This window comes from Rhodovulum tesquicola (assembly GCF_024128855.1).
Taxonomy (GTDB): Bacteria; Pseudomonadota; Alphaproteobacteria; order Rhodobacterales; family Rhodobacteraceae; genus Rhodovulum; species Rhodovulum tesquicola.
Window position 1 is genome coordinate 1 of the sequence record NZ_JAMYDV010000008.1, and the last position, 18,976, is coordinate 18,976.

Here is an 18,976-nt window from a genome sequence, read left to right on the forward strand (position 1 = left end):
GTTCTCGACGATCGAGGCCAGCATCTCGTTCAGCGTCACGACCGTCGCGTTGAAATCATGGCGCAATTGCTCGTATTCCGGCGCGAAAGCCTCGTCCAGACGATGCGTCAGATCGCCGGAGGACAGCGCCGTCAGACCCCGCCCCAGCCGCTCCACCGCAACCGCCTGCTCCGCGCGCGACCGCTCGCGCTCGGCATCGGCCTCCGAGGCCGCCTGCAGCCGGAGTCGAAGCGCCTCGAGACTGCGCGCGATCACGCCGATTTCGTCGGATTTATGGGTCATCGGGATTTCGTCGTCATAGGCACCTGATGTGACCCGCGCCATGGCCCCGCTGACCTGCCGAAGTGGCTGGCCGATCGTCTTGCGCAGCATCTGTGTCGAGATCGCGAGCAGGACGAGGAACAGAAGTCCCGCCAATGACATCGCGGGCAGGGACTCGACGAGCATTTCGCCCATCAGCCCCTCGGACGTCCAGATCGCGCCCACGGCGCCGACCGGCGCGCCGCCATAGATCACGGGAATGCCGACGATCAGCCCCTCTCGATCCATCGCCATCTTTCCGGTTTCGAGAGCCTGTCGCGCAAGCTCTGTCATGCGGGCGGTTTGTTGCGGTGTGGCTGCGCCCGATTGGGCCACGCGGTCGCCGCTGCCGGACCAGACCGCGGCCTGGACGAAATGGTCGGCCGCGCGAGTGGTATACAGCTCGAGCTGGGCTTCCACCGCATCGACCTTCGCGAATCTGAGATGACCTGCGACGCCCTCTGCTCCGGACACCGTCATTTCCACCATCAGGTTGCCAAGGTGTTCGCGAACGATTTCATAGGCGCTGCGCGTCGAGGCGGTCAGCACCATCGCCGCGACAAGAATGGTCGTGATCGCGACGAGTGCCGCGCCCTTGACGAACACCGAGGTTCCGGCTCCGTTGCGAGCCGTCGTTCCGGACATGCCTTGCATCTTTCGTCTCCTGTTCCAGACGGCTCGCGTTTCGGTGCCTTACATGAAGGCTTCGCCATCGACCCCGACGGTCATCGCGCCGATCGGGGTGCCGGTCTCGGGATCGTTGATGGTGAACGAGATCTGGACCTGGTAGCGCTGGGTCGACTCGTCGAACTCGATCTCGCCGAAATGGATCGCGTCGGGACCGATGGCATAGGTATGCGAGTGTTTTTCCTCGTCGCCCTGCCAGTAGTCAGAGGTCACTTCCGAGACCGCGACGTTCAGCCCAATGGCGTCCATCAGTATGATCTCGGTCATCTGGCCACCGGTCGCGGCCGATTGTTCGCGCAGATAGTCGGAGACGGGGCTGGCCAGCATCGGCGTGATCAGCGGGCTGTCCGCCGCGCCCACCTGCGCGCGCCAGACAAGGTCAAGCTCGTCGATCCGGGCCTGATCGTAGCCGCCGGTATGGGCGTTCTGGGCCTTGATGGCGTCGATGATGATCGGCGCCGTCGCCCAGGGGCGCACCGACTTCTCGAGATAGGCGGTCAACTGGGCGTCGAAATCGCCGGCATGGGCAACCGGGGCGGTCACGACGGCAAGAAGGGGAGCAAGTCTGGTGATCGAGCGGAACATGGGGGGTCTTTCCTTGATCTGTGGACGCGTCGTTTCAGGGGACGCAGACGGGATTCACTGATAGGGCGAATCACCTATCGAAGGCTTAACGCCCTCGGCCGCGGTCGGCGCGTGATCGGGCGTCGAGGGTGCCGCGCGGCGAAGGGCTGCGGCCCAGCCGTCTTCGATCCCGACCGATGAAAGGGTCCGGAAATCAGGTTCAACATCATGACAAGACGTTGCTTTTTTGCTCACGCGCGGTCTTGGTCCTCGCCGCCCGGTCGAGAGGCGGACCCGCGCCGGGCCCCTACCGCCCGGCGGACGGCCACAGGGATTGTTAACCGTGCACACAGATTTCCACCCTGCGGCGCGGCCTATCCGCCCAGGTGAGTCCCCGCCCAGACCAGGCCGATCAGCACCGGCTGGTGCAGTAGGTAGATCGCCAGGCTATGGCGTCCGGGCCAGGCAAGCCAGCGTATTGGCGGCGCTGCGGCCCGGCGGCGTTCGAGCTGTGCCCAGAGTCCGGCGCGCGCCATCAGCCCGGCCAGCCCGAGCCCGGCCAGGAAGGGGGCAAGCCAAGGGACGAGGGGCACATAGTCGACACTGGGCCGCGGGCTGGCGGTGAGGCCCGTCCAGTCGAGCCAGATCCCGCGGAGCGAGGGCGCAAGGCCGAGGCCGGTTTGTGCCATCAGCAGCAGGCCGCCCGCCGCGGCCAGCGTCAGCGCGGCGGGCAGGCGCAGGAAGGCCAGCCCCAGTATGCTGGCCGCGGCGATGGAATGCAGGATCCCGAAATAGACGAAGCTGGCCGGGAACATGACCCAGGTGCCAAGGCTGACTAGGCCCGCCGCCCCGGTGATCGTCAGGAGGCGGCGCAGATAGGCGCGCCAGCGCAGCCCTTGCCCGTGGGCAAGGTGCAGGCTGACCCCGGCAAGGAACAGGAAGGACCCGGCGACGGCATAGGACAGGATGCGCCAGCCGCCGGTGACCGCGGTGCCGGGGGGCAGGTGGCCGAACATCTCGAGGTCATAGACCAGATGGAACACCCCCATCCCGACCAGAGCCACTGTCCGGGCCAGGTCGATGGCGTCGATCCGACCGCCAGGGGGGGCAGGCGCGCTCAATCGGGCTGGAACCCGGCGATCAGGCGCTTGAGCCCCAGGAACGCGCCCGCATAGATCGCCATCAGCGTCACAGGCGCCGAATAGGCCAGCGTCGAGAATCCGGTCGCGCCCTGGCCGATCGAGCAGCCCATCGCGACCACGCCGCCGATGCCCATCAGCGCCGCGCCGCCCACCTGGCGGCCAAGCTCGCGCGGGTCCTCGCAGGCCTCCCAGCGGAAGCTGCCCTTGTGCCAGGACCCGATCCAGGCGCCCAGCAGAACGCCCAGAACCGAGCCCACGGAGAAGGACAGCCCCCCCGCCGAAGCGGTCATCAGCCATATCAGCGTGCGCCCGAGCGGCGCGGTGAAGGTATGGCCCTCGACCTCGACCGCGCCGAAGCTGAGTTCGTTCAGGTGGCTCATTCCCCAGAGCGCGCCTGCAATGGCCAGCCCCGCGGCCATGCCCCAGCCGATCCGCCGCGGCTCGGCCCTGAGCGGGGCATGCACGACGCCCCAGGCGATGAAACCGGCCGCGATGGCCAGCGCGACGGCCAGCACCGGCAGGCCGAACAGCCCGCCCAGCAGATGCGCGATGCCCTGCATGCCCTCGGAGGGTTCCTGCGGGAAGGCCCAGTCGCGCAGGGGCGCAAGCGGCCCCGACAGCGTGACGAAGCCCGTGATCGAGATCACGACGACGACCACCAGCGAGCGCAGGTCGCCGCCGCCGAAGCGCGCCAGCGCGCCGAAGCCGCAATTGCCCGCAAGCGCCATGCCATAACCGAAAAGCCCGCCGCCAAGGATCGAGGCCAGCGGGTTCCAGGCGATGGAATGATAGGGCGTCAGCGAGAGGTCGATCCGCCCCGTCCCGGCCAGCAGGAAGGTCGCCGCGATGCCCGTGCCCAGCACCACGCCCCACATCCTGAGCCGCCGCTGGTCCTCGCCATAGACCGCGCTTTCCACCGCGCCGAGGGTGCAGAAATCGCCCAGCCGGGCGGCAAGGCCCAGGATGCAGCCCGTGACAAGGCCGATCAGCGCCGCCCAGGCGCCCGCGGGAATGCTGTCCATCCGTCCTCCCCGCCCCGGGCCGTGCTTGGCGCGGCCCCGGGTCCTATCTTCGTTCGTGTCCGCCGGCCAGATGCGGCGGCGGGTTCTGTGCGTTGCAGAACATGTCGTGCATCAACTCCAGAACGCGCCGGGCGCGTTCGTCGGCCAGCGAATAGTAGATCGCCTTGCCCTCGCGCCGGTAATTCACCAGCCCTTCGAGCCTGAGCCGGGCCAGTTGCTGGCTGACCGCGGCCTGGCGCGAAGCGAGGAGCGTTTCCAGTTCGGTCACCGATTTCTCGCCGGTGGTCAGGTGGCACAGGATCATCAGCCGCCCCTCATGCGAGAGCGCCTTGAGAAAGCTCGATGCGGTTTCTGCATGCTGGACCATGTCCTCGGCCGGAAGGCCGCCTTCTTCGGGATCATGCGTGCCGCTATGGGCGATGTCTGCTGCCATTGGCCTCCTGCGGCTTCCTCAGAAGCCCATCGCCTCCTCGATCGCGGCGATGCCCTCACGCGCGCAGGTATCGTCGAGATCGGGGCTCGGGGCGCCCGAGACGCCGATCGCGCCGACAATGGCGCCTGCATGCTCGATCGTCACCCCGCCGCCAAGCGCCAGCGCCTGGTCGAGATCGCGGATTCCGGCATAGATCGTGCCCGGCGCGGTCAACTCGCCCAGTTCCAGCGTGCTGGTGCGAAAGCTGGCCGCCGTCCAGGCCTTGCGCCGGGCGGTCTCCTCGACATGGGCGCCCGCGAAGCGGTCGCGCACGAAGGCCTGCAACGTGCCCGAGCGATCCGTGACGGCCACGCCGACCTGATAGCCCTCGGCCCGGCAATGCTCCATCGCGGCCGTCGCCGCCTGCATCGCCAGTTCCGGCTTGAGCGTCCGGAACTCGACAAAGGCATCCTCGGCCGCCAGCGCGCCCCCCGTCGGCAGCATCAGCGCCGCCGTCAAGATCAGCGTTCTCATCATCCCTCGACTCCTCCCTTTTCGTCGTTCTCGGCCCATTCGGGCTGTTTGCGCAGGATCTCCCCGATCAGCCCCCAGAAGAAATCCTCCCCTGGATAGCCTTCCAGACGCGCCACCTCCACCCCGTCGCGCAACAGCACGAAGGTCGGCGTGAAGACCGGGCGCCTGGCAAGCCGGATGTCGTCGGGCAAACGCCGGTCCAGGTCGATCCGGCGCAGGGGCGCCATCGCGCCTTCGGCCGTCCGCGGCCAGATCGGTGCGATCTGGTCGTCCCACATCCTGCAATAGATGCAGCCCGCCCGCTCGAACATTGCCAGCACAAGTTCGGCGCGCGCAATGCCCAGCGGCGCGGAGGCAAAAAGCCCCGCGCAAAGCAATGCGGCAAATACTCGTTTCATTTGCGGCCGCCCCGTTACATATAAAAATCGTAATGTGTTTTCGCATCCACGGCAAGGGAGGGCCTTGATGCTGGACATTTCCTTCGGCGGCGCCGCCATCGCGGGCATCTTGTCCTTCCTGTCGCCCTGCATCCTGCCGATCGTGCCCTTCTACCTGTGCTACATGGCCGGGATCTCGATGAGCGAATTGCGCAGCGAGGATCATATCCCCGCGGGCGCGGTGCGCCGTCTGGTCGTCTCGGCGGTCTTCTTCGCGCTGGGGGTCACGACGATCTTCGTGCTGCTGGGGATGGGGGCGACGGCGCTGGGCAAGGGCTTTGCCGCCTGGCGGCAGGAACTGTCCTATGTCGCCGCCGCGATCCTGTTCCTGTTCGGGCTGCATTTCCTGGGCGTGCTGCGCATTCCGTTCCTCTATCGCGAGGCGCGGATCGAATCGAAGGCCGAACCCACGACGATCCTGGGCGCTTATCTGATGGGGCTGGCCTTCGGCTTCGGCTGGACGCCCTGCGTGGGCCCGGCGCTCGCCGCGATCCTGATGGTGGCCAGCGGCATGGGCGATGTGGTCAAGGGCGGCGCGCTGCTGCTGGTCTACGGGCTGGCGATGACGCTGCCCTTCGTGATCGCGGCGGCCTTTGCCCGGCCGTTCCTGCGCTGGATGCAGCGCAACCGGAAATATCTGGGCCATGTCGAGAAGGTCATGGGCGGGATGCTGATCCTGTTCGCCGTGCTGATCGCCACCAATTCCGTGGCCTATATCGCGCAGTTCATGATCGACCATGTGCCGTGGTTCTCGCGGATCGGCTGACACTCTGGAAAGGGAGGAAAGACATGAGACTGACCACGCTTCTTGCCGCCGGGTTCTTGGCGCTTGCGGCGCCCGTGCTGGCCGGGCCGCCCCTTGGCGATGACGGTCTGCACAAGCCCGACTGGCTGCGCGACACGTTCAAGGACATGTCCGAGGATCTCGCCGAGGCCAATGCCGAGGGCAAGCGCATGCTGGTCATCTGGGAACAGCGCGGCTGCATCTACTGCACCAAGATGCACGAGGAGGTGTTTCCAGATCCCAGGATCGAGGCGCTGATCCGCGAGAACTATTTCGTCGTGCAGATGAACCTGTTCGGGGATGTCCCGGTCACCGATCTGGACGGCACGACGCGCGCCGAAAAGGACATGGCCTCGCGCTGGGGCATCGTGTTCACGCCGACGCTGATGTTCATGCCGGAAGAGGCGCCCGAAAGCGGCACCGCGGGGCAGGCGGCGGTCGCGACGATGCCGGGCGCCTTCGGCAAGGGCACCACGCGGGCCTTGCTGCAATGGGTTCTGGAAAAGGGTTACGAAGGCGACGAGCATTTCCAGAAATACGTTGCGCGGGTTCTCGCCGAAGGTGATAACTGACATCACGCATATGGGTTATTTTTCGCAGAAGTGCCTGAAATCCCTGAGAAGTTGTCGTATGCATAAAACCTAATTCGTTGTTGCATGCGATGGTGCACTTCCGTTACCTTTCAAGTCAGGGAGAAGACGCGGGAGGATTCTTTGAAATGAGAAAGGTGGCACTGGGCGTGTTCTGCTTTGCGGCGGGCCTGACGTCTGCGCATGCGGCAGAGGTGGCCCCTCTGGACGTCGTGTTCGACGAGTCTGGCTATGTCGCGACGCCCCTGACCGATACGCCCGGCGATCCGGAGGCGGGGCGCAAGCTGATGTCGAATCGTGCAAATGCCAATTGCGTCGCCTGCCATGCGGCGACGGATCTTGCCGATGTGCCGTTCCACGGCGAGGTGGGGCCAACCTTCGATGGCGTGGCCTCGCGCTATCCCGAGGCGATGATCCGCGGCATCCTGGTGAACGCCAAGAACGTGTTCGAAGGCACGGTCATGCCGTCCTTCTACAAGGTGGACGGGTTCAACCGTATCGCGGACGGTTTCACCACCAAGCCGCTTGTGGGCGAAGTAAGGCCGCTGCTGACCGCGCAGGAAATCGAGGATGCGGTGGCCTACCTGATGACGCTGACCGACTAGGTGCCCGACACGGGCGATCCGACAGCAGAGAGGAGTCGACATATGGAATTCACGAGACGAGGGGCAATCGCGATCAGCGCGGGCTTTGCCGCCGCTCTGATGCTGCCGGCCCGGGCGGCCCGCGCAGCGGTTGACGAGCAGATCGCCGCGTTCACGGGCGGCGCCGAGGTTGGGTCGGGCGGGATCACGCTGACCACCCCCGAGATCGCCGAGAACGGCAACACCGTGCCGATCGAGGTCGACGCCCCCGGCGCCGAGGAAATCCTGGTGCTGGCCTCGGGCAACCCGACCCCGGATGTGGCCACCTTCAGGTTCGGCCCGCTGGCCGGCAAGCAGAAGGCCGCGACGCGCATCCGTCTGGCCGGCACGCAGGACGTCATCGCCATTGCCCGGATGGGCGACGGCAGCTTCGTTCAGGCGGCAAATGAAGTGAAGGTCACCATCGGCGGCTGCGGCGGCTGAGGATAGAGGAGGACACAGGCACATGGCACAGGATGTCAAACCCCGCGTGCGGGTTCCGAAAACGGCGTCGGCGGGCGAGTCCGTGGTGATCAAGACGCTGATCAGCCACCGGATGGAATCCGGTCAGCGCAAGGACAGCGACGGCAATCTGATCCCGCGGTCGATCATCAATCGCTTCACTGTCGAGTTCAACGGCCAGAACGTGATCGACGTGGATCTGGCTCCGGCGATCTCGACCAACCCGTATTTCGAGTTCGAGGCGATCGTTCCGGAGGCGGGGGACATGAAGTTCACCTGGTACGACGACGACGGATCGGTCTACGAGGACGTCCAGTCGATCGCGGTCGCCTGACGCGCATCGCCGTTTCAAGGGAGGGAAACGCATGAAGACCGCGCCGATCAGGGTGATAACGACATTTTCCGCGGGCCTGGCGATCCTCGCCGGGGCCGCGGCGGCGGACCCGGACGCGGATCTGGTGATCAATGACGAGATCCAGATCATTACCCGCGCCGAAGCCCCCGCGCATCTTGAGGGTGCCTTGCCCGAAATCCGGTCTGGCTGGACCTTCCGCACGCGGGAAACCCAGGCGTTGCAGATGGATGATTTCGAGAATCCGGGCTTCAGCGCCGCTGAAATGGCCATCGAGGCTTGGGAAACCGCCGAGGGCAGCGCAGGCAAATCCTGTGCGGATTGCCACGGAACGGTCGAGGAGGGCATGAAGGGCGTGCGTGCCGTCTATCCGAAATGGGTGGAAAGCGCGGGCGAGGTGCGCACGATCGAGATGCAGATCAACGATTGCCGCACCAACCGGATGGGCGCCGAGGAATGGAAATATATCGGCGCCGACATGGTCAACATGACCGCGCTGATCGCCTCGGTCTCGCGCGGCTTGCCGGTGAATGTGGCGATCGACGGCCCGGCCCGCGAGATGTGGGAGAAGGGCAAAGAGATCTACTATACCCGCTTCGGGCAGCTCGATCTGTCCTGCGCGAATTGCCACGAAGAGAATTACGACAACTACATCCGGGCCGATCACCTGAGCATGGGGATGTCGAACGGCTTCCCGACCTACCGGCTCAAGAACACGCGGCTGAACGCGCTGCATGACCGGTTCAAAGGCTGCATCCGCGACACCCGCGGTGTGCCCTTCGATGTGGGCTCGCCGGAATTCGTCGCGCTGGAGCTTTACGTCGCCTCGCGCGGCAACGGTCTGTCGGTCGAGGGGCCCTCGGTCCGCAACTGAAACCGGAAACCCGCGCCGGTCGGCTGGCGCGGGTTTTTTCCGGCCTGAAATATTCAGTTTCGCGCATGTGATAATGTGTGGAACGCGCCAGAAAGGGTGCTGAGACGATGATTTCGCGCAGAGATTTCCTGCAGGCGGCGGTGGCGGCCTCGGCCGTCTACGGGGCTTCCGGTATCGGCAACTGGGCGAAACTCGCCGCGCAGCAGGCGCTGGGCCAGGACCAGTTGCTGCAATTCGAAACCTTCGGCAATGTCACGCTGATCCACATCACCGACATCCATGGCCAGCTCAAGCCGATCTGGTTCCGCGAACCCGAGATCAACCTTGGCGTGGGCGCGGCGACCGGCAAGCCGCCGCATGTCACGGGCGAAGATTTCCTGAAGATGTTCGACATCACGCCCGGCACGCCCGAAGCCTATGCGCTGAGCCATGTGGATTTCGTCTCGCTGGCCAGGGGCTATGGCCGGATGGGCGGGCTTGACCGGGTGGCGACGGTGCTGAACGCGATCCGCGCCGACCGGCCCGAGGCGCTGCTTCTGGATGGCGGCGACACCTGGCACGGGTCCTATACCTGCCTCAAGACGAATGCGCAGGACATGGTCAACGTGATGAACCGGCTCAAACCGGATGCGATGACCAGCCACTGGGAATTCACCCTTGGCATCGACCGCGTGAACGAGATCGTCGAGGGGCTGGATTTCCCCTTCCTCGGCGCCAACATCTTCGATGCCGAATGGGACGAACCCGCCTACGAACCCTACCAGATGTTCGAGCGGGGCGGCGCGCAGATCGCGGTGATCGGGCAGGCCTTCCCCTACATGCCCATCGCCAACCCGGGCTGGATGTTCCCCGGCCTGTCCTTCGGCGTGCGCGAGGAACGCATGGCCGCCGTTGTCGCCGAGGTGCGCGAGGCCGGTGCCGATCTGGTCGTCGTGCTGTCGCATAACGGCTTCGACACGGACCGCCAGATGGCCGCCCGCGTGCCGGGCATCGACGTGATCCTGACCGGACACACCCATGACGCCCTGCCCGAACCGGTGCTGGTCGGCCAGACTCTGCTGATCGCCTCGGGCTCGAACGGCAAGTTCGTCACGAGGCTGGACCTCGATGTGCAGGGCGGCCAGGTGCTGGGCTTCCGCCACAAGCTGATCCCGATCTTCTCGGACGTGATCGCCCCCGACCCGGAGGTCGCCGCGCTGATCGACGCGGAGCGCGCGCCCTACAAGGCGGACCTGGAAGAGGTGCTGGGCACCACCGACAGCCTGCTTTACCGGCGGGGGAATTTCAACGGCACCTGGGACGACCTGATCTGCAACGCGCTGATCGAGGAGCGCGAGGCCGATATCGCGCTGAGCCCCGGCTTCCGCTGGGGGCCGAGCCTGGTCCCCGGCGATCCGATCACCCGCGAGGATGTCTTCAACGTCACCTCGATGAGCTATCCGAACGCCTACCGGTCCGAGATGAGCGGCGAGATGTTGCACGTCATCCTCGAGGACGTGGCCGACAACCTGTTCAACCCCGACCCCTATTACCAGCAGGGCGGCGACATGGTTCGGGTGGGTGGCATGGGCTACCATATCGACGTGTCGAAACCGCAGGGCAGCCGGATCACGAACATGACCCTGCTCAAGACCGGCGAGGCGATCGACCCGGCCAGGACCTATGTCGTCTCGGGCTGGGCCAGCGTCAACGAGGGCACCGAAGGTCCGCCGATCTGGGACGTGGTCGAAGCCTATATCCGGCGCAAGGGCACGGTCAGTGTCGACCCGAACATGTCGGTCCAGGTGACCGGCGCCTGAGATGCGGGAGGACGAGATGAGCCAGATTTCCAGACTAGACCAGGAGGAGGGTGCAGCGATGACAAGTCCCGTCACACCCACGACCAGCCGCCGCGGCTTTCTCAAGGCGGGGCTTGCCACGGGGGGCGCGCTGGCCGCGGGCGGCGCGGCGGCGCAAGAACCCGATCCGCTGATCACCGAGGTTCAGCATTGGGCTCAGGGCTTCGGCGAGGGGGTGGATGCCACGCCCTATGGCCTGCCCATCGACTACGAATCCGACGTGGTTCGGCGCAATGTCGAATGGCTGACGGCCGATGTGATCTCGTCGATCAACTTCACGCCGATCCATGCGCTGGACGGCACGATCACGCCGCAGGGCTGCGCCTTCGAGCGGCACCATTCGGGCGCCATCGACCTGCCCAAGGAAGACTACCGGCTGATGATCAACGGGCTGGTGGATACGCCGCTGGTCTTCACCTACTGGGATCTGGAACGCTTCCCGCGGGAAAACCACGTCTATTTCTGCGAATGCGCGGCGAATACCGGCATGGAATGGGCGGGTGCGCAGCTCAACGGCGCGCAGTTCACCCATGGCATGATCCACAACATGGAATATACCGGCGTGCCGTTGCGCACCCTGCTGAACGAGGCGGGCATCAGGACCGAGGGCAAGTGGATCTTCGTCGAGGGGGCGGATGCCTCGTCGAACGGCCGCTCGATCCCGCTGGACAAGGCGCTGGACGATTGCCTTGTCGCCTTCAAGGCGAATGGCGAGGCGTTGCGCAAGGAGCATGGCTATCCGGTGCGCCTTGTCGTGCCGGGCTGGGAGGGGAACCTCTGGGTCAAGTGGCTGCGCCGGATCGAGGTCACCGACGGCCCGGTCGAAAGCCGCGAGGAGACCTCGAAATATACCGACACGCTGGCCAATGGCGTCAGCCGCAAATGGACCTGGGTGATGGACGCCAAGTCGGTCGTCACCTCGCCCAGCCCGCAATCGCCGATCACCCACGGGCCCGGTCCTCTGGTCATCACCGGGCTTGCCTGGTCGGGGCGGGGCGCGATCCAGCGGGTGGATGTCTCGATCGACGGCGGCAAGACCTGGCAGGTCGCGCGGCTGGCCCAGCCCGGCCAGCCCATGGCGCTGACGCGGTTCTACCTGGATATCGAGTGGGACGGCTCGGAGATGCTGCTGCAAAGCCGGGCGATGGACAGCAGCGGCTATGTCCAGCCGACCAAGAACGAGCTGCGCGAGGTCAGGGGGCTGAACTCGATCTACCACAACAACGGCATCCAGACCTGGTGGGTCAAGGCGAACGGGGAGGCGGAAAATGTCGAGGTTTCGTGATCTGGCCATCGGCACGGCGCTGGCCGTGACGCTGGGCGCAGGCCCGGCGCTGGCCGAAAGGCTGGGCCTTGGCCGGCCCGCGCTGCCCGAAGAGATCGCCGCCTGGGACGTCAAGGTGATGCCCGACGGGCGCGGCCTGCCGGTCGGGTCCGGCACCGTGGCCGATGGCGAGGATCTGTTCTCGTTCCATTGCGCGGTCTGCCATGGCGAATTCGCCGAAGGTGTCGACAACTGGCCGCAGCTTGCGGGTGGCGAGGGCACGCTGGACGATGCCGACCCGGTCAAGACGGTCGGATCCTACTGGCCCTATCTCTCGACGGTCTGGGACTATGTCCACCGCTCGATGCCCTTCGGCGGCGCGCAGGTGCTGGAGCCCGACGAGGTCTATGCCATCGTCGCCTATATTCTCTACTCGAACTTCCTGGTCGACGACGATTTCGAGCTGTCGAACGAGAATTTCCTCGAGGTCCAGATGCCCAATGTCGACGGTTTCATCCCGGATGACCGTGACGAGGTCGAACTGCCGCTGTTCGTGCGCGAGCCCTGCATGACCGATTGCAAGGAGGGCGTGGAGATCACGATGCGGGCAACCGTCCTAAACGTCACGCCCGACATGTAGGCAAATCCGGCGCGCCCGGCCAGGCGTATCCGGCTGACCGGTCCCCCCTCCCGGGCCGGCGCGCGGCCCCCTTCCTCCGGGGGCCGCTTTTTCTTGGCGCTGGACGGATGGCGTTTCCGCACTAGAACCCGCTCAAGGGGAGGACGACATGCCGACACGCCGCGATATCCTTGCGGGCGGGGCAGCCCTCGCGCTGGCCCACCCCGCGCGCGCCCTCACGCAGGGCGATGACGGGCTCTACAAGCAGCCGTGGTTTCTGGACAGTTTCCTTGAACTCGGCGACGACCTTGCCGAGGCCGCAGCGGGGGGCAGGGGGCTGATGGTCCTGTTCGAGCAGGCCGGCTGTCCCTATTGCCGCGAGTTGCATGCGGTGAACTTTGCGCGCCCGGAGATCGCCGATTTCCTGACGGCGCATTTCGACGTCGTCCAGCTTGACCTCTGGGGCGCGCGGGGGGTGCTGGATTTCGACGGCGAGACGCTGGAGGAACGCGCGCTGGCTGCGAAATGGGCGGTGAACTTCACCCCGACCACGGTGCTGTTTCCCGCCGAAGCGGCCGGATCGGCCAGCCGGGCCGAGGCCGAGGCGTTCCGCCTGCCGGGCTATCTGAAGCCGTTCCATTATCTCTCGGCGCTGGAATATGTCGCGACCGGGGAATACCGGGCACAGCCGTTCCAGCGTTATCTTCAGGACAAGTTCGCCGCGCTGCGCGAGCGGGGAATCGATCCCGATGTCTGGTAGCGGCGCGGGCGCTGCGATGCGGCAGGCCGGTCGGCCGCAAAGAACTGGAATAGTTTGATTTTTTCGACCGATAAAAGGTCAGCGAAACCCCGCTTTTGCGGAAGGATCCGCTTGATCGGCCCCGTGATCCATCGCAGTCTTTGAATATGAGGGAGGCTCTTTTTCTTGGTCTTGCACTGGCCCTGTCCGGGGTCGGTCAGGCGCATGCCCAGACAAGGGCAGAGGCGATCGGCGATGCCGAGCGCGGGGCCGAGATCTGGGTCTTCTGCAGCGGCTGCCACCAGATCGGCCCGGGGGCCGAGATCGGCATCGGCCCGCCGCTGAACGGCATCTTCGGCCGCCGCGCCGGGGCAATCTCCGATTTTCCCTATTCGCGCTCGATGACGCGGATGGGGCGCGACGGGCTGACCTGGACGCTGGAAACGCTGGACGCCTATATCGAGAATCCGCGTGTCCTGGTGTCCGGCACCCGGATGAGCTTTGACGGGCTCGAGGATCCGGGCGAGCGCGCCGATCTGCTGGCCTTCCTGCGCGATTTCTCGGACCGGCCCTCGAACATCCCCGAGGCCGCGCCGACCGCGCGCGCCGATCTGCCCATGCTGTCGGAAGAGACGCTCGCCATCGTCGGCGACACGGCCTATGGCGAGTATCTCTCCAGCGAATGCACCACCTGCCACCAGCGCGACGGCTCCGATCAGGGAATCCCGTCCATCGTGCTCTGGCCGCAGCGGGATTTCGTGCTGGCCATGCATGCCTACAAGCAGAAGCTCCGGCCCCATCCGGTGATGCAGATGATGGCGGGCCGGCTCTCCGACGAGGAGATCGCCGCGCTTGCCGCCTATTTCGGCTCGCTCACGCCCTAGCGGGCCTTCGCCATCGCGACAATGGAAACGCGCGATCATGTCCAGGGAGGAAAAGCGACATGACACTGAACAGACGGAGTTTTCTCGGCACGAGCTTCGCGCTCGGCGCCGCGTTGTCGGCCACGCCTCTGATCGGCCAGGCCCGGCCGCGCGTGGTGATCGTGGGCGGCGGGGCGGGCGGCGCGACCGCGGCGCGCTACATCGCCAAGGACAGCCAGGGTGCGATCGACGTCACCCTGATCGAGCCCACCCGCACCTATTACACCTGCTTCTTCTCCAACCTCTATATCGGCGGCTTCCGCGACTTCGCCTCGATCGGGCACAGCTATGGCAAGCTGGCCTCGGATTACGGCATCAATGTCGTGCATGACTGGGCGGTCGGCGTCGACCGGGACACGAAGACCGTGACCACCGCGGGCGGCCATGCCTTCGCCTATGACAAGCTGATCGTCGCGCCGGGGATCGACTTCGTCGAAGGCTCGGTGCCCGGCTGGGACATCTCGGCCCAGAACCGGATGCCGCATTCCTGGAAGGCGGGCAGCCAGACCCAACTCCTGAAGGCGCAGGTCGAGGCGATGCGCGAAGGCGGCGTGTTCTGCATGATCGCCCCGCCCGACCCGTTCCGCTGTCCGCCCGGCCCCTACGAGCGGATCTCGATGGTGGCCCATGTGCTGCGCGAGCGGAACCCGACCGCCAAGATCCTGATCGTCGATCCCAAGGCGAGCTTCTCGAAACAGGCGCTGTTCGAGGAAGGGTGGCAGAAGCACTATCCGGGCATGATCCAGCGCATCGGCCCGGATTTCGGCGGCACCAATTTCTCGGTCAATCCCGAGACGATGGAGGTCGATATCGACGGCCAGGTCGAAACCGTCGATGTCTGCAACGTGATCCCGGCGCAGAAGGCCGGCCGCATCGCCGAACTGGCGGGGCTGACGGGCGATAACGGCTATTGCCCCATCGTGCCCGCCACGATGCAAAGCCGGATGGACGAAGACATCCATGTGCTGGGCGATGCCACCATCGCGGGCGACATGCCGAAATCGGGCTTCTCGGCCAACAGCCATGCCAAGGTGGCGGCGATGCAGGTGCGCGCGGCGCTGACCGGGTCCACCGCCTTCCCGGCGAAATACTCGAATACCTGCTGGTCGCTGATCGACACCGATGACGGGGTGAAGGTGGGGGCCTCCTACGCACCGACCGACGAGATGATCGCCAAGGTGGACGGCTTCGTCAGCCAGACCGGAGAGGATGCCGACCTGCGCAAGCTGACCTACGAGGAAAGCCTGGGCTGGTATGCGGGGATCACCGCAGACATGTTCGGCTGATCCGTTCACGCATCGGATTTGCGGGCCTCGCCCTCGGGCGGAGCCCGCGCTGCGCCGCGGCTAGGCGGCATCTTGCCGCGCGTTCATCCGCGTCCGCGCGGCGCATGCCGTCGGTGGGCCGGACTGTGGTATGGTTGGCCTCGCGGGGAATCCCGGATCAACCTGGAGAGAATCGTGATACAACCCCGCAGAGAGGGACTGGTTCGGGGAGGAGCCAGGAACGTGACCAAGACAAGCAAGCCAGGGGCACGGCCATTGTGCCGTGCCTGTCTAGACGGTCATGCGCTGATCCTCGGCAAGCTGGGTCCGATGCCGGATGCAACCCTGCGCGCAATGACCGGCTATGGCCTCAGCGACCAGGAGATGGCGCGCTATTTCGGGATGACGCCGTCCTCGTTGCGGCGTCTCAAGCGCAGCCTCAACGTGATCCGGCCGCGGCCCGACTGACCGCTTGATCCGGCCCGGTTGCCGGGCCGGTCACCTCTCCCATGATGCCCATCAATGCAACGCCGGGCCGTCCGCGCGAGTCTGAACGCCCGGCGGGTCGGACATTCGTCCGGTCGGCCGGGACGTGGCCGCGGGGCCTGTCCCCGCGGGGGACGAGTGCGCTCCGGCCAGGCCGGAGGAGTGGCGAACCATCACCGCGATTTCACGCGAACAAGGGTCACGCAGACATGCCCCATCATGCACAAGGAACCACCGGCTGGACCAAGCTCAGCGGATACCAGGCCCTCTGGGATCCCAAGATCGGCATGGGAAAGTTCTACTTCACCACCTTCGAGAACAAGCGCGAGGAAACGCCCTACATGAATGCCGAGAACTTCGCGCGGGTGATCGACATCCTGCGCAACGAGGATCCGGTCTATGGCAACTCGACCACCGGATCGGTGACCACCCAGCTCGAACCCGTGGGCGAAGCCGAAAGCTGAGAAAACGCAGGGGAGCCTGACATGGCCTGGAAATGGTATGAAATCGAGACCTACAAGGCTTCGGTCGGTGGACCGGCCTATTACGGCCTGATCCAGTTGAACGGCCCGGGCTTCTACGCGGGGCTGAGCTTTCGCAAGAGCGGGCCTTTGCCCGATGCCTCGGCGCCGACCACCTATGGCCAGCGATTCTACGGCTATCTGGACTTCCAGCAGATGCCGGTGATGCTGGACATCCTGCGCAACGAGGCACCGGTCCGCTTCGGCTGGAACGACGCCAATCCGAACGACTTTCACCTGATGACCGGCAATGAACCGGTGGGCGAGGGGGATGGCGTCCTGGCCCGCGGCGGCTGACCGCCCGGTATGCGGCGCGGCCGACCGCGCCGCCCTTACCCCGTGGGGCTGAAATCCCCATAGGCGCCGCCTGCGAAGATCAGCGGCGGGCCTTCCCGGCGGGCGACCTCGTCGACCCGGCCGACGACGATGGCGTGATCGCCCGCCTCATGCACCGCAACGCGGGTGCACAGGAACCGCGCGATCCAGCCCTCGTCCAGCAGGGGCGGGCCGCTTTCGGCCCATTCCATCGCCAGCCCGTCGAACGCGCCGCCCGACCGGGCAAAGCGTTGCGCGACGGCGATCTCGCCCGCGCCCAGCACATGCACGGCAAAGCGGTCCGCCCCGGTCATCGCCCCGAACCGCGCCGAGGCGCGGGCGGGCGACCACAGGATCAGCGGCGGATCGAGCGAGACCGAGGAAAAGCTGTTCGCCGTGATGCCCACAGGCCCGGCCGGGGCCGCGACCGTCACCACGGTCACGCCGGTCGCGAAACAGCCCAGCGCATCGCGATATTGCCGCTCGGTCGCGGGGCCGGGGGTGAATCGGTCCATGGGGCGGCATCCTCTCGCCATTGATCGGGGCGCGAGCATGCGCCATCGAAGGGAAAGCGGCAACCGCCCGGGCACGGTCACAAATTGCGCGAAACGCCGAAAGGAACGCGTTGCTGCCGGACGGCCCTTCATCCCGAACCTTAGCCTCCAAACGGCCGCGGGAAATCAACGGGTCCGCTGGCGAGGGGCGCTTCAGGGGTGCACGATCCTCCGCCATGAGGCCCCGATTGCTCGGCCGCGGCAGGAGCCGCCCCGATGAAGCCATCCTGAGCGCTGCACCGGACCATCCCTTTCCGGAAAAAGGGGACGGCCCGCAAGCCGTCCCCGAAACCCGTCAAGAAACGGACTTCAATGCGCGGTTGCCTTGCGGCGAAATGCCAAAACCGATGTCACCACCGGCCCCTCGAATGCCGCGGATTCTAGACGCGAAAGATGACGCGAGGGTAATCGGAATGCGACAAGATCGCGACCGCTTGGCGCTCGGGATCTATTCCGCGGCCATACCAAGGGTATGATGCAGCCTGCTGGCGAGACGGTGCGCAGCCTCGCCTGCAAGATAGGTCAGCCGCCCCCCCGCCACGGTCATCTCGACCGCGCGAGTCCTAGCATTGACCATGCACAGATCGGCCCTGCGTCCCTGATCGAGCCGCCCGCGATCGGGCAGGCGCAGGATCGCGGCGGGCCGCTCCGAGATCAGCGCCCAGGCCCGGGGCAGGTCCATCAGGCCGCTGTCGACCAGCCGCCAGACCGCGTGCGTCAGCGCGGGGTAGTAGTAGTCCGACACGAGCCCATCGCACAGCCCCTGCGCGATCAGGTCCAGCGCCGAGACATTGCCCGCCTGCGACCCGCCCCGCACGACATTCGGCGCGCCCAGCAGCACCGGATCGTTCATCGCCTTGGCCGCCGCGGCGGCGCGGCGGGTCAGGGGGAACTCGGCGATCCGCGCCCCGATCATCGAAAAGCGCTCGCGCGTTTCGCCATCAGGGTCATCATGCGAACCGTAGAGAACGCCCATCTCGTCGAAGGCATCGGCCAGACGGCACAGGTGGCGCGGAACCTCGCCCGCCTGTTCATGCGCCGCGGCGATCCGTTCCCGGTAGGTCGCGGGGCATTGCCCGGCCTGCGCAGCCCACAGCGCCAACCGGTCGGGCCGGGTGCGCGCCGTCTCGGCGGCGTCGTCCACATGGTTGTTGAACACGACATAGCCGATACGGTGGCGGCGGATCGCGTCCAGCAGGCGTTGCCCGGTCTCGACCATATGCGTCTCGCAACGGATTTGCAGGCGCAGATCGGTCAGCATCTGGCCGCGATAGGCGTCCAGCGCCTCCATCAGGGCCTCGGCCCGGTCCGGGCTGCGATGCCCGCCCTCCCAGGACCAGCCCTGTGCAAGCCAGGCGGTGGTCACCCCGTTCGCCGCCGCCTCGCGGTCGGTCGCCGCCAGGCCGATCGTCGGTGCGAAGGGCGCCATGGGCCGGGGCGCGATATGACGCTCGAAGGCGTCGCCATGCAGATCGACGATGCCGGGCAGGATCAGATAGCCCCTAAGGTCCACCTCGGGCAGCGGGCCACGGGTGATCCGGCCATCGGCAATGGACAGAGAGCGGCGCTGCATCTCTCCGTCGCGCAGGATGGTTGCGCCGGTGAACCGCAAGGGGGGCAGATAATGCGACATCGTCTGACTCGAAACAGGTTTGACTCCTGTGGATAA

At 66.1% G+C, this 18,976-nt stretch carries 24 protein-coding genes; 15 read left to right on the forward strand and 9 right to left on the reverse strand.

Annotated elements, in window-relative coordinates:
* The 7 genes from NHN26_RS08700 to NHN26_RS08730 all read right to left on the reverse strand — a co-directional run.
* The coding region (locus tag NHN26_RS08700) for a methyl-accepting chemotaxis protein (RefSeq protein WP_253089104.1) at nt 1–945 on the reverse strand (945 nt) is incomplete at its 3' end.
* A gap of 48 nt (nt 946–993) precedes the next feature.
* On the reverse strand, nt 994–1,572 hold the full coding sequence (locus NHN26_RS08705; protein ID WP_253089105.1) for a hypothetical protein: 579 nt from the start codon (nt 1,570–1,572) through the stop codon (nt 994–996).
* Between the two features lie 353 nt (nt 1,573–1,925).
* On the reverse strand, nt 1,926–2,672 hold the full coding sequence (locus NHN26_RS08710) for a heparan-alpha-glucosaminide N-acetyltransferase (protein WP_253089106.1): 747 nt from the start codon (nt 2,670–2,672) through the stop codon (nt 1,926–1,928).
* The gene (locus NHN26_RS08715) at nt 2,669–3,715 is read right to left on the reverse strand and encodes a YeeE/YedE family protein (RefSeq protein WP_253089107.1); all 1,047 of its coding nucleotides are present in this window, start codon (nt 3,713–3,715) and stop codon (nt 2,669–2,671) included. The genes NHN26_RS08710 and NHN26_RS08715 overlap by 4 nt, the downstream gene beginning before the upstream one ends.
* Before the next feature lie 43 nt (nt 3,716–3,758).
* The gene (locus NHN26_RS08720; RefSeq protein ID WP_435594188.1) at nt 3,759–4,148 is read right to left on the reverse strand and encodes an ArsR/SmtB family transcription factor; all 390 of its coding nucleotides are present in this window, start codon (nt 4,146–4,148) and stop codon (nt 3,759–3,761) included.
* Nucleotides 4,149–4,166: 18 nt separating this feature from the next.
* Nucleotides 4,167–4,661 carry a GlcG/HbpS family heme-binding protein gene (locus NHN26_RS08725; protein WP_253089108.1) on the reverse strand — a complete coding sequence of 165 codons (495 nt, stop codon included), beginning with the start codon at nt 4,659–4,661 and terminating at the stop codon, nt 4,167–4,169.
* Complete coding sequence (locus tag NHN26_RS08730; RefSeq protein WP_253089109.1) at nt 4,661–5,059, reverse strand: thioredoxin family protein; 399 nt, start codon at nt 5,057–5,059, stop codon at nt 4,661–4,663. The genes NHN26_RS08725 and NHN26_RS08730 overlap by 1 nt, the downstream gene beginning before the upstream one ends.
* 67 nt (nt 5,060–5,126) lie before the next feature.
* Here NHN26_RS08730 and NHN26_RS08735 point away from each other — a divergent pair, with 67 nt between their 5' ends.
* From NHN26_RS08735 to NHN26_RS08805, 15 genes are all read left to right on the forward strand, one after another.
* Nucleotides 5,127–5,864 carry a cytochrome c biogenesis CcdA family protein gene (locus NHN26_RS08735; RefSeq protein WP_253089110.1) on the forward strand — a complete coding sequence of 246 codons (738 nt, stop codon included), beginning with the start codon at nt 5,127–5,129 and terminating at the stop codon, nt 5,862–5,864.
* A gap of 23 nt (nt 5,865–5,887) precedes the next feature.
* On the forward strand, nt 5,888–6,454 hold the full coding sequence (locus NHN26_RS08740) for a thioredoxin family protein (protein WP_253089111.1): 567 nt from the start codon (nt 5,888–5,890) through the stop codon (nt 6,452–6,454).
* A gap of 146 nt (nt 6,455–6,600) precedes the next feature.
* Nucleotides 6,601–7,077, forward strand: a complete 477-nt coding sequence (soxX, locus tag NHN26_RS08745) for a sulfur oxidation c-type cytochrome SoxX (RefSeq protein ID WP_253089112.1) — start codon at nt 6,601–6,603, stop codon at nt 7,075–7,077.
* A gap of 42 nt (nt 7,078–7,119) precedes the next feature.
* Entirely contained in the window at nt 7,120–7,539 is a 420-nt protein-coding gene (soxY, locus tag NHN26_RS08750) for a thiosulfate oxidation carrier protein SoxY (protein ID WP_253089113.1), read from the forward strand.
* Between the two features lie 22 nt (nt 7,540–7,561).
* On the forward strand, nt 7,562–7,891 hold the full coding sequence (gene soxZ, locus NHN26_RS08755) for a thiosulfate oxidation carrier complex protein SoxZ (protein WP_253089114.1): 330 nt from the start codon (nt 7,562–7,564) through the stop codon (nt 7,889–7,891).
* A gap of 31 nt (nt 7,892–7,922) precedes the next feature.
* Nucleotides 7,923–8,783 (forward strand): sulfur oxidation c-type cytochrome SoxA, encoded by an 861-nt coding sequence (soxA, locus tag NHN26_RS08760; protein ID WP_253089115.1) that lies wholly within the window; start codon nt 7,923–7,925, stop codon nt 8,781–8,783.
* 107 nt (nt 8,784–8,890) lie between these two features.
* Nucleotides 8,891–10,582 (forward strand): thiosulfohydrolase SoxB, encoded by a 1,692-nt coding sequence (gene soxB, locus NHN26_RS08765; RefSeq protein WP_253089116.1) that lies wholly within the window; start codon nt 8,891–8,893, stop codon nt 10,580–10,582.
* Nucleotides 10,583–10,640: 58 nt separating this feature from the next.
* On the forward strand, nt 10,641–11,906 hold the full coding sequence (gene soxC / locus NHN26_RS08770) for a sulfite dehydrogenase (RefSeq protein ID WP_253089117.1): 1,266 nt from the start codon (nt 10,641–10,643) through the stop codon (nt 11,904–11,906).
* Nucleotides 11,890–12,525, forward strand: coding sequence for a c-type cytochrome (locus NHN26_RS08775; RefSeq protein ID WP_435594189.1), 636 nt, complete (start codon nt 11,890–11,892; stop codon nt 12,523–12,525). Before soxC ends, NHN26_RS08775 begins: the two co-directional genes overlap by 17 nt.
* A 148-nt stretch (nt 12,526–12,673) precedes the next feature.
* Nucleotides 12,674–13,264 (forward strand): thioredoxin family protein, encoded by a 591-nt coding sequence (locus tag NHN26_RS08780; protein WP_253089118.1) that lies wholly within the window; start codon nt 12,674–12,676, stop codon nt 13,262–13,264.
* A gap of 146 nt (nt 13,265–13,410) precedes the next feature.
* Nucleotides 13,411–14,127: a c-type cytochrome gene (locus NHN26_RS08785; protein ID WP_253089119.1), complete on the forward strand. Its 717-nt coding sequence runs from the start codon at nt 13,411–13,413 to the stop codon at nt 14,125–14,127.
* Nucleotides 14,128–14,186: 59 nt separating this feature from the next.
* Entirely contained in the window at nt 14,187–15,452 is a 1,266-nt protein-coding gene (locus NHN26_RS08790; protein ID WP_253089120.1) for an NAD(P)/FAD-dependent oxidoreductase, read from the forward strand.
* Nucleotides 15,453–15,674: 222 nt separating this feature from the next.
* Entirely contained in the window at nt 15,675–15,899 is a 225-nt protein-coding gene (locus NHN26_RS08795) for a hypothetical protein (RefSeq protein WP_253089121.1), read from the forward strand.
* A 227-nt stretch (nt 15,900–16,126) separates the two neighbouring features.
* A complete protein-coding gene (locus tag NHN26_RS08800; protein WP_132696169.1) occupies nt 16,127–16,381 on the forward strand; it encodes a hypothetical protein in 255 nt (84 codons plus the stop codon).
* Nucleotides 16,382–16,402: 21 nt separating this feature from the next.
* On the forward strand, nt 16,403–16,735 hold the full coding sequence (locus NHN26_RS08805; protein ID WP_132696168.1) for a hypothetical protein: 333 nt from the start codon (nt 16,403–16,405) through the stop codon (nt 16,733–16,735).
* Between the two features lie 35 nt (nt 16,736–16,770).
* Here the strand turns inward: NHN26_RS08805 and NHN26_RS08810 are convergent, their stop codons facing one another.
* The gene (locus tag NHN26_RS08810) at nt 16,771–17,268 is read right to left on the reverse strand and encodes a flavin reductase family protein (RefSeq protein ID WP_253089122.1); all 498 of its coding nucleotides are present in this window, start codon (nt 17,266–17,268) and stop codon (nt 16,771–16,773) included.
* Nucleotides 17,269–17,755: 487 nt separating this feature from the next.
* Nucleotides 17,756–18,940, reverse strand: a complete 1,185-nt coding sequence (locus NHN26_RS08815; protein ID WP_253089123.1) for an alpha-D-ribose 1-methylphosphonate 5-triphosphate diphosphatase — start codon at nt 18,938–18,940, stop codon at nt 17,756–17,758.
* Between the last annotated feature and the right edge of the window lie 36 nt (nt 18,941–18,976).

Excerpts from the sequence above, each read along its gene's own strand:
- NHN26_RS08705 (WP_253089105.1), bottom strand. The coding sequence starts at position 1,572 with ATGTTCCGCTCGATCACCAGACTTGCTCCCCTTCTTGCCGTCGTGACC.
- NHN26_RS08780 (WP_253089118.1), top strand. The coding sequence starts at position 12,674 with ATGCCGACACGCCGCGATATCCTTGCGGGCGGGGCAGCCCTCGCGCTG.
- soxY (WP_253089113.1), top strand. The coding sequence starts at position 7,120 with ATGGAATTCACGAGACGAGGGGCAATCGCGATCAGCGCGGGCTTTGCC.
- NHN26_RS08715 (WP_253089107.1), bottom strand. The coding sequence starts at position 3,715 with ATGGACAGCATTCCCGCGGGCGCCTGGGCGGCGCTGATCGGCCTTGTC.
- NHN26_RS08775 (WP_435594189.1), top strand. The coding sequence starts at position 11,890 with ATGTCGAGGTTTCGTGATCTGGCCATCGGCACGGCGCTGGCCGTGACG.
- soxZ (WP_253089114.1), top strand. The coding sequence starts at position 7,562 with ATGGCACAGGATGTCAAACCCCGCGTGCGGGTTCCGAAAACGGCGTCG.
- soxC (WP_253089117.1), top strand. The coding sequence starts at position 10,641 with ATGACAAGTCCCGTCACACCCACGACCAGCCGCCGCGGCTTTCTCAAG.
- NHN26_RS08790 (WP_253089120.1), top strand. The coding sequence starts at position 14,187 with ATGACACTGAACAGACGGAGTTTTCTCGGCACGAGCTTCGCGCTCGGC.
- NHN26_RS08740 (WP_253089111.1), top strand. The coding sequence starts at position 5,888 with ATGAGACTGACCACGCTTCTTGCCGCCGGGTTCTTGGCGCTTGCGGCG.
- NHN26_RS08785 (WP_253089119.1), top strand. The coding sequence starts at position 13,411 with ATGAGGGAGGCTCTTTTTCTTGGTCTTGCACTGGCCCTGTCCGGGGTC.
- NHN26_RS08720 (WP_435594188.1), bottom strand. The coding sequence starts at position 4,148 with ATGGCAGCAGACATCGCCCATAGCGGCACGCATGATCCCGAAGAAGGC.
- NHN26_RS08800 (WP_132696169.1), top strand. The coding sequence starts at position 16,127 with ATGCCCCATCATGCACAAGGAACCACCGGCTGGACCAAGCTCAGCGGA.
- NHN26_RS08815 (WP_253089123.1), bottom strand. The coding sequence starts at position 18,940 with ATGTCGCATTATCTGCCCCCCTTGCGGTTCACCGGCGCAACCATCCTG.
- soxX (WP_253089112.1), top strand. The coding sequence starts at position 6,601 with ATGAGAAAGGTGGCACTGGGCGTGTTCTGCTTTGCGGCGGGCCTGACG.
- NHN26_RS08805 (WP_132696168.1), top strand. The coding sequence starts at position 16,403 with ATGGCCTGGAAATGGTATGAAATCGAGACCTACAAGGCTTCGGTCGGT.
- soxA (WP_253089115.1), top strand. The coding sequence starts at position 7,923 with ATGAAGACCGCGCCGATCAGGGTGATAACGACATTTTCCGCGGGCCTG.
- NHN26_RS08735 (WP_253089110.1), top strand. The coding sequence starts at position 5,127 with ATGCTGGACATTTCCTTCGGCGGCGCCGCCATCGCGGGCATCTTGTCC.
- NHN26_RS08810 (WP_253089122.1), bottom strand. The coding sequence starts at position 17,268 with ATGGACCGATTCACCCCCGGCCCCGCGACCGAGCGGCAATATCGCGAT.
- NHN26_RS08730 (WP_253089109.1), bottom strand. The coding sequence starts at position 5,059 with ATGAAACGAGTATTTGCCGCATTGCTTTGCGCGGGGCTTTTTGCCTCC.
- NHN26_RS08725 (WP_253089108.1), bottom strand. The coding sequence starts at position 4,661 with ATGAGAACGCTGATCTTGACGGCGGCGCTGATGCTGCCGACGGGGGGC.
- soxB (WP_253089116.1), top strand. The coding sequence starts at position 8,891 with ATGATTTCGCGCAGAGATTTCCTGCAGGCGGCGGTGGCGGCCTCGGCC.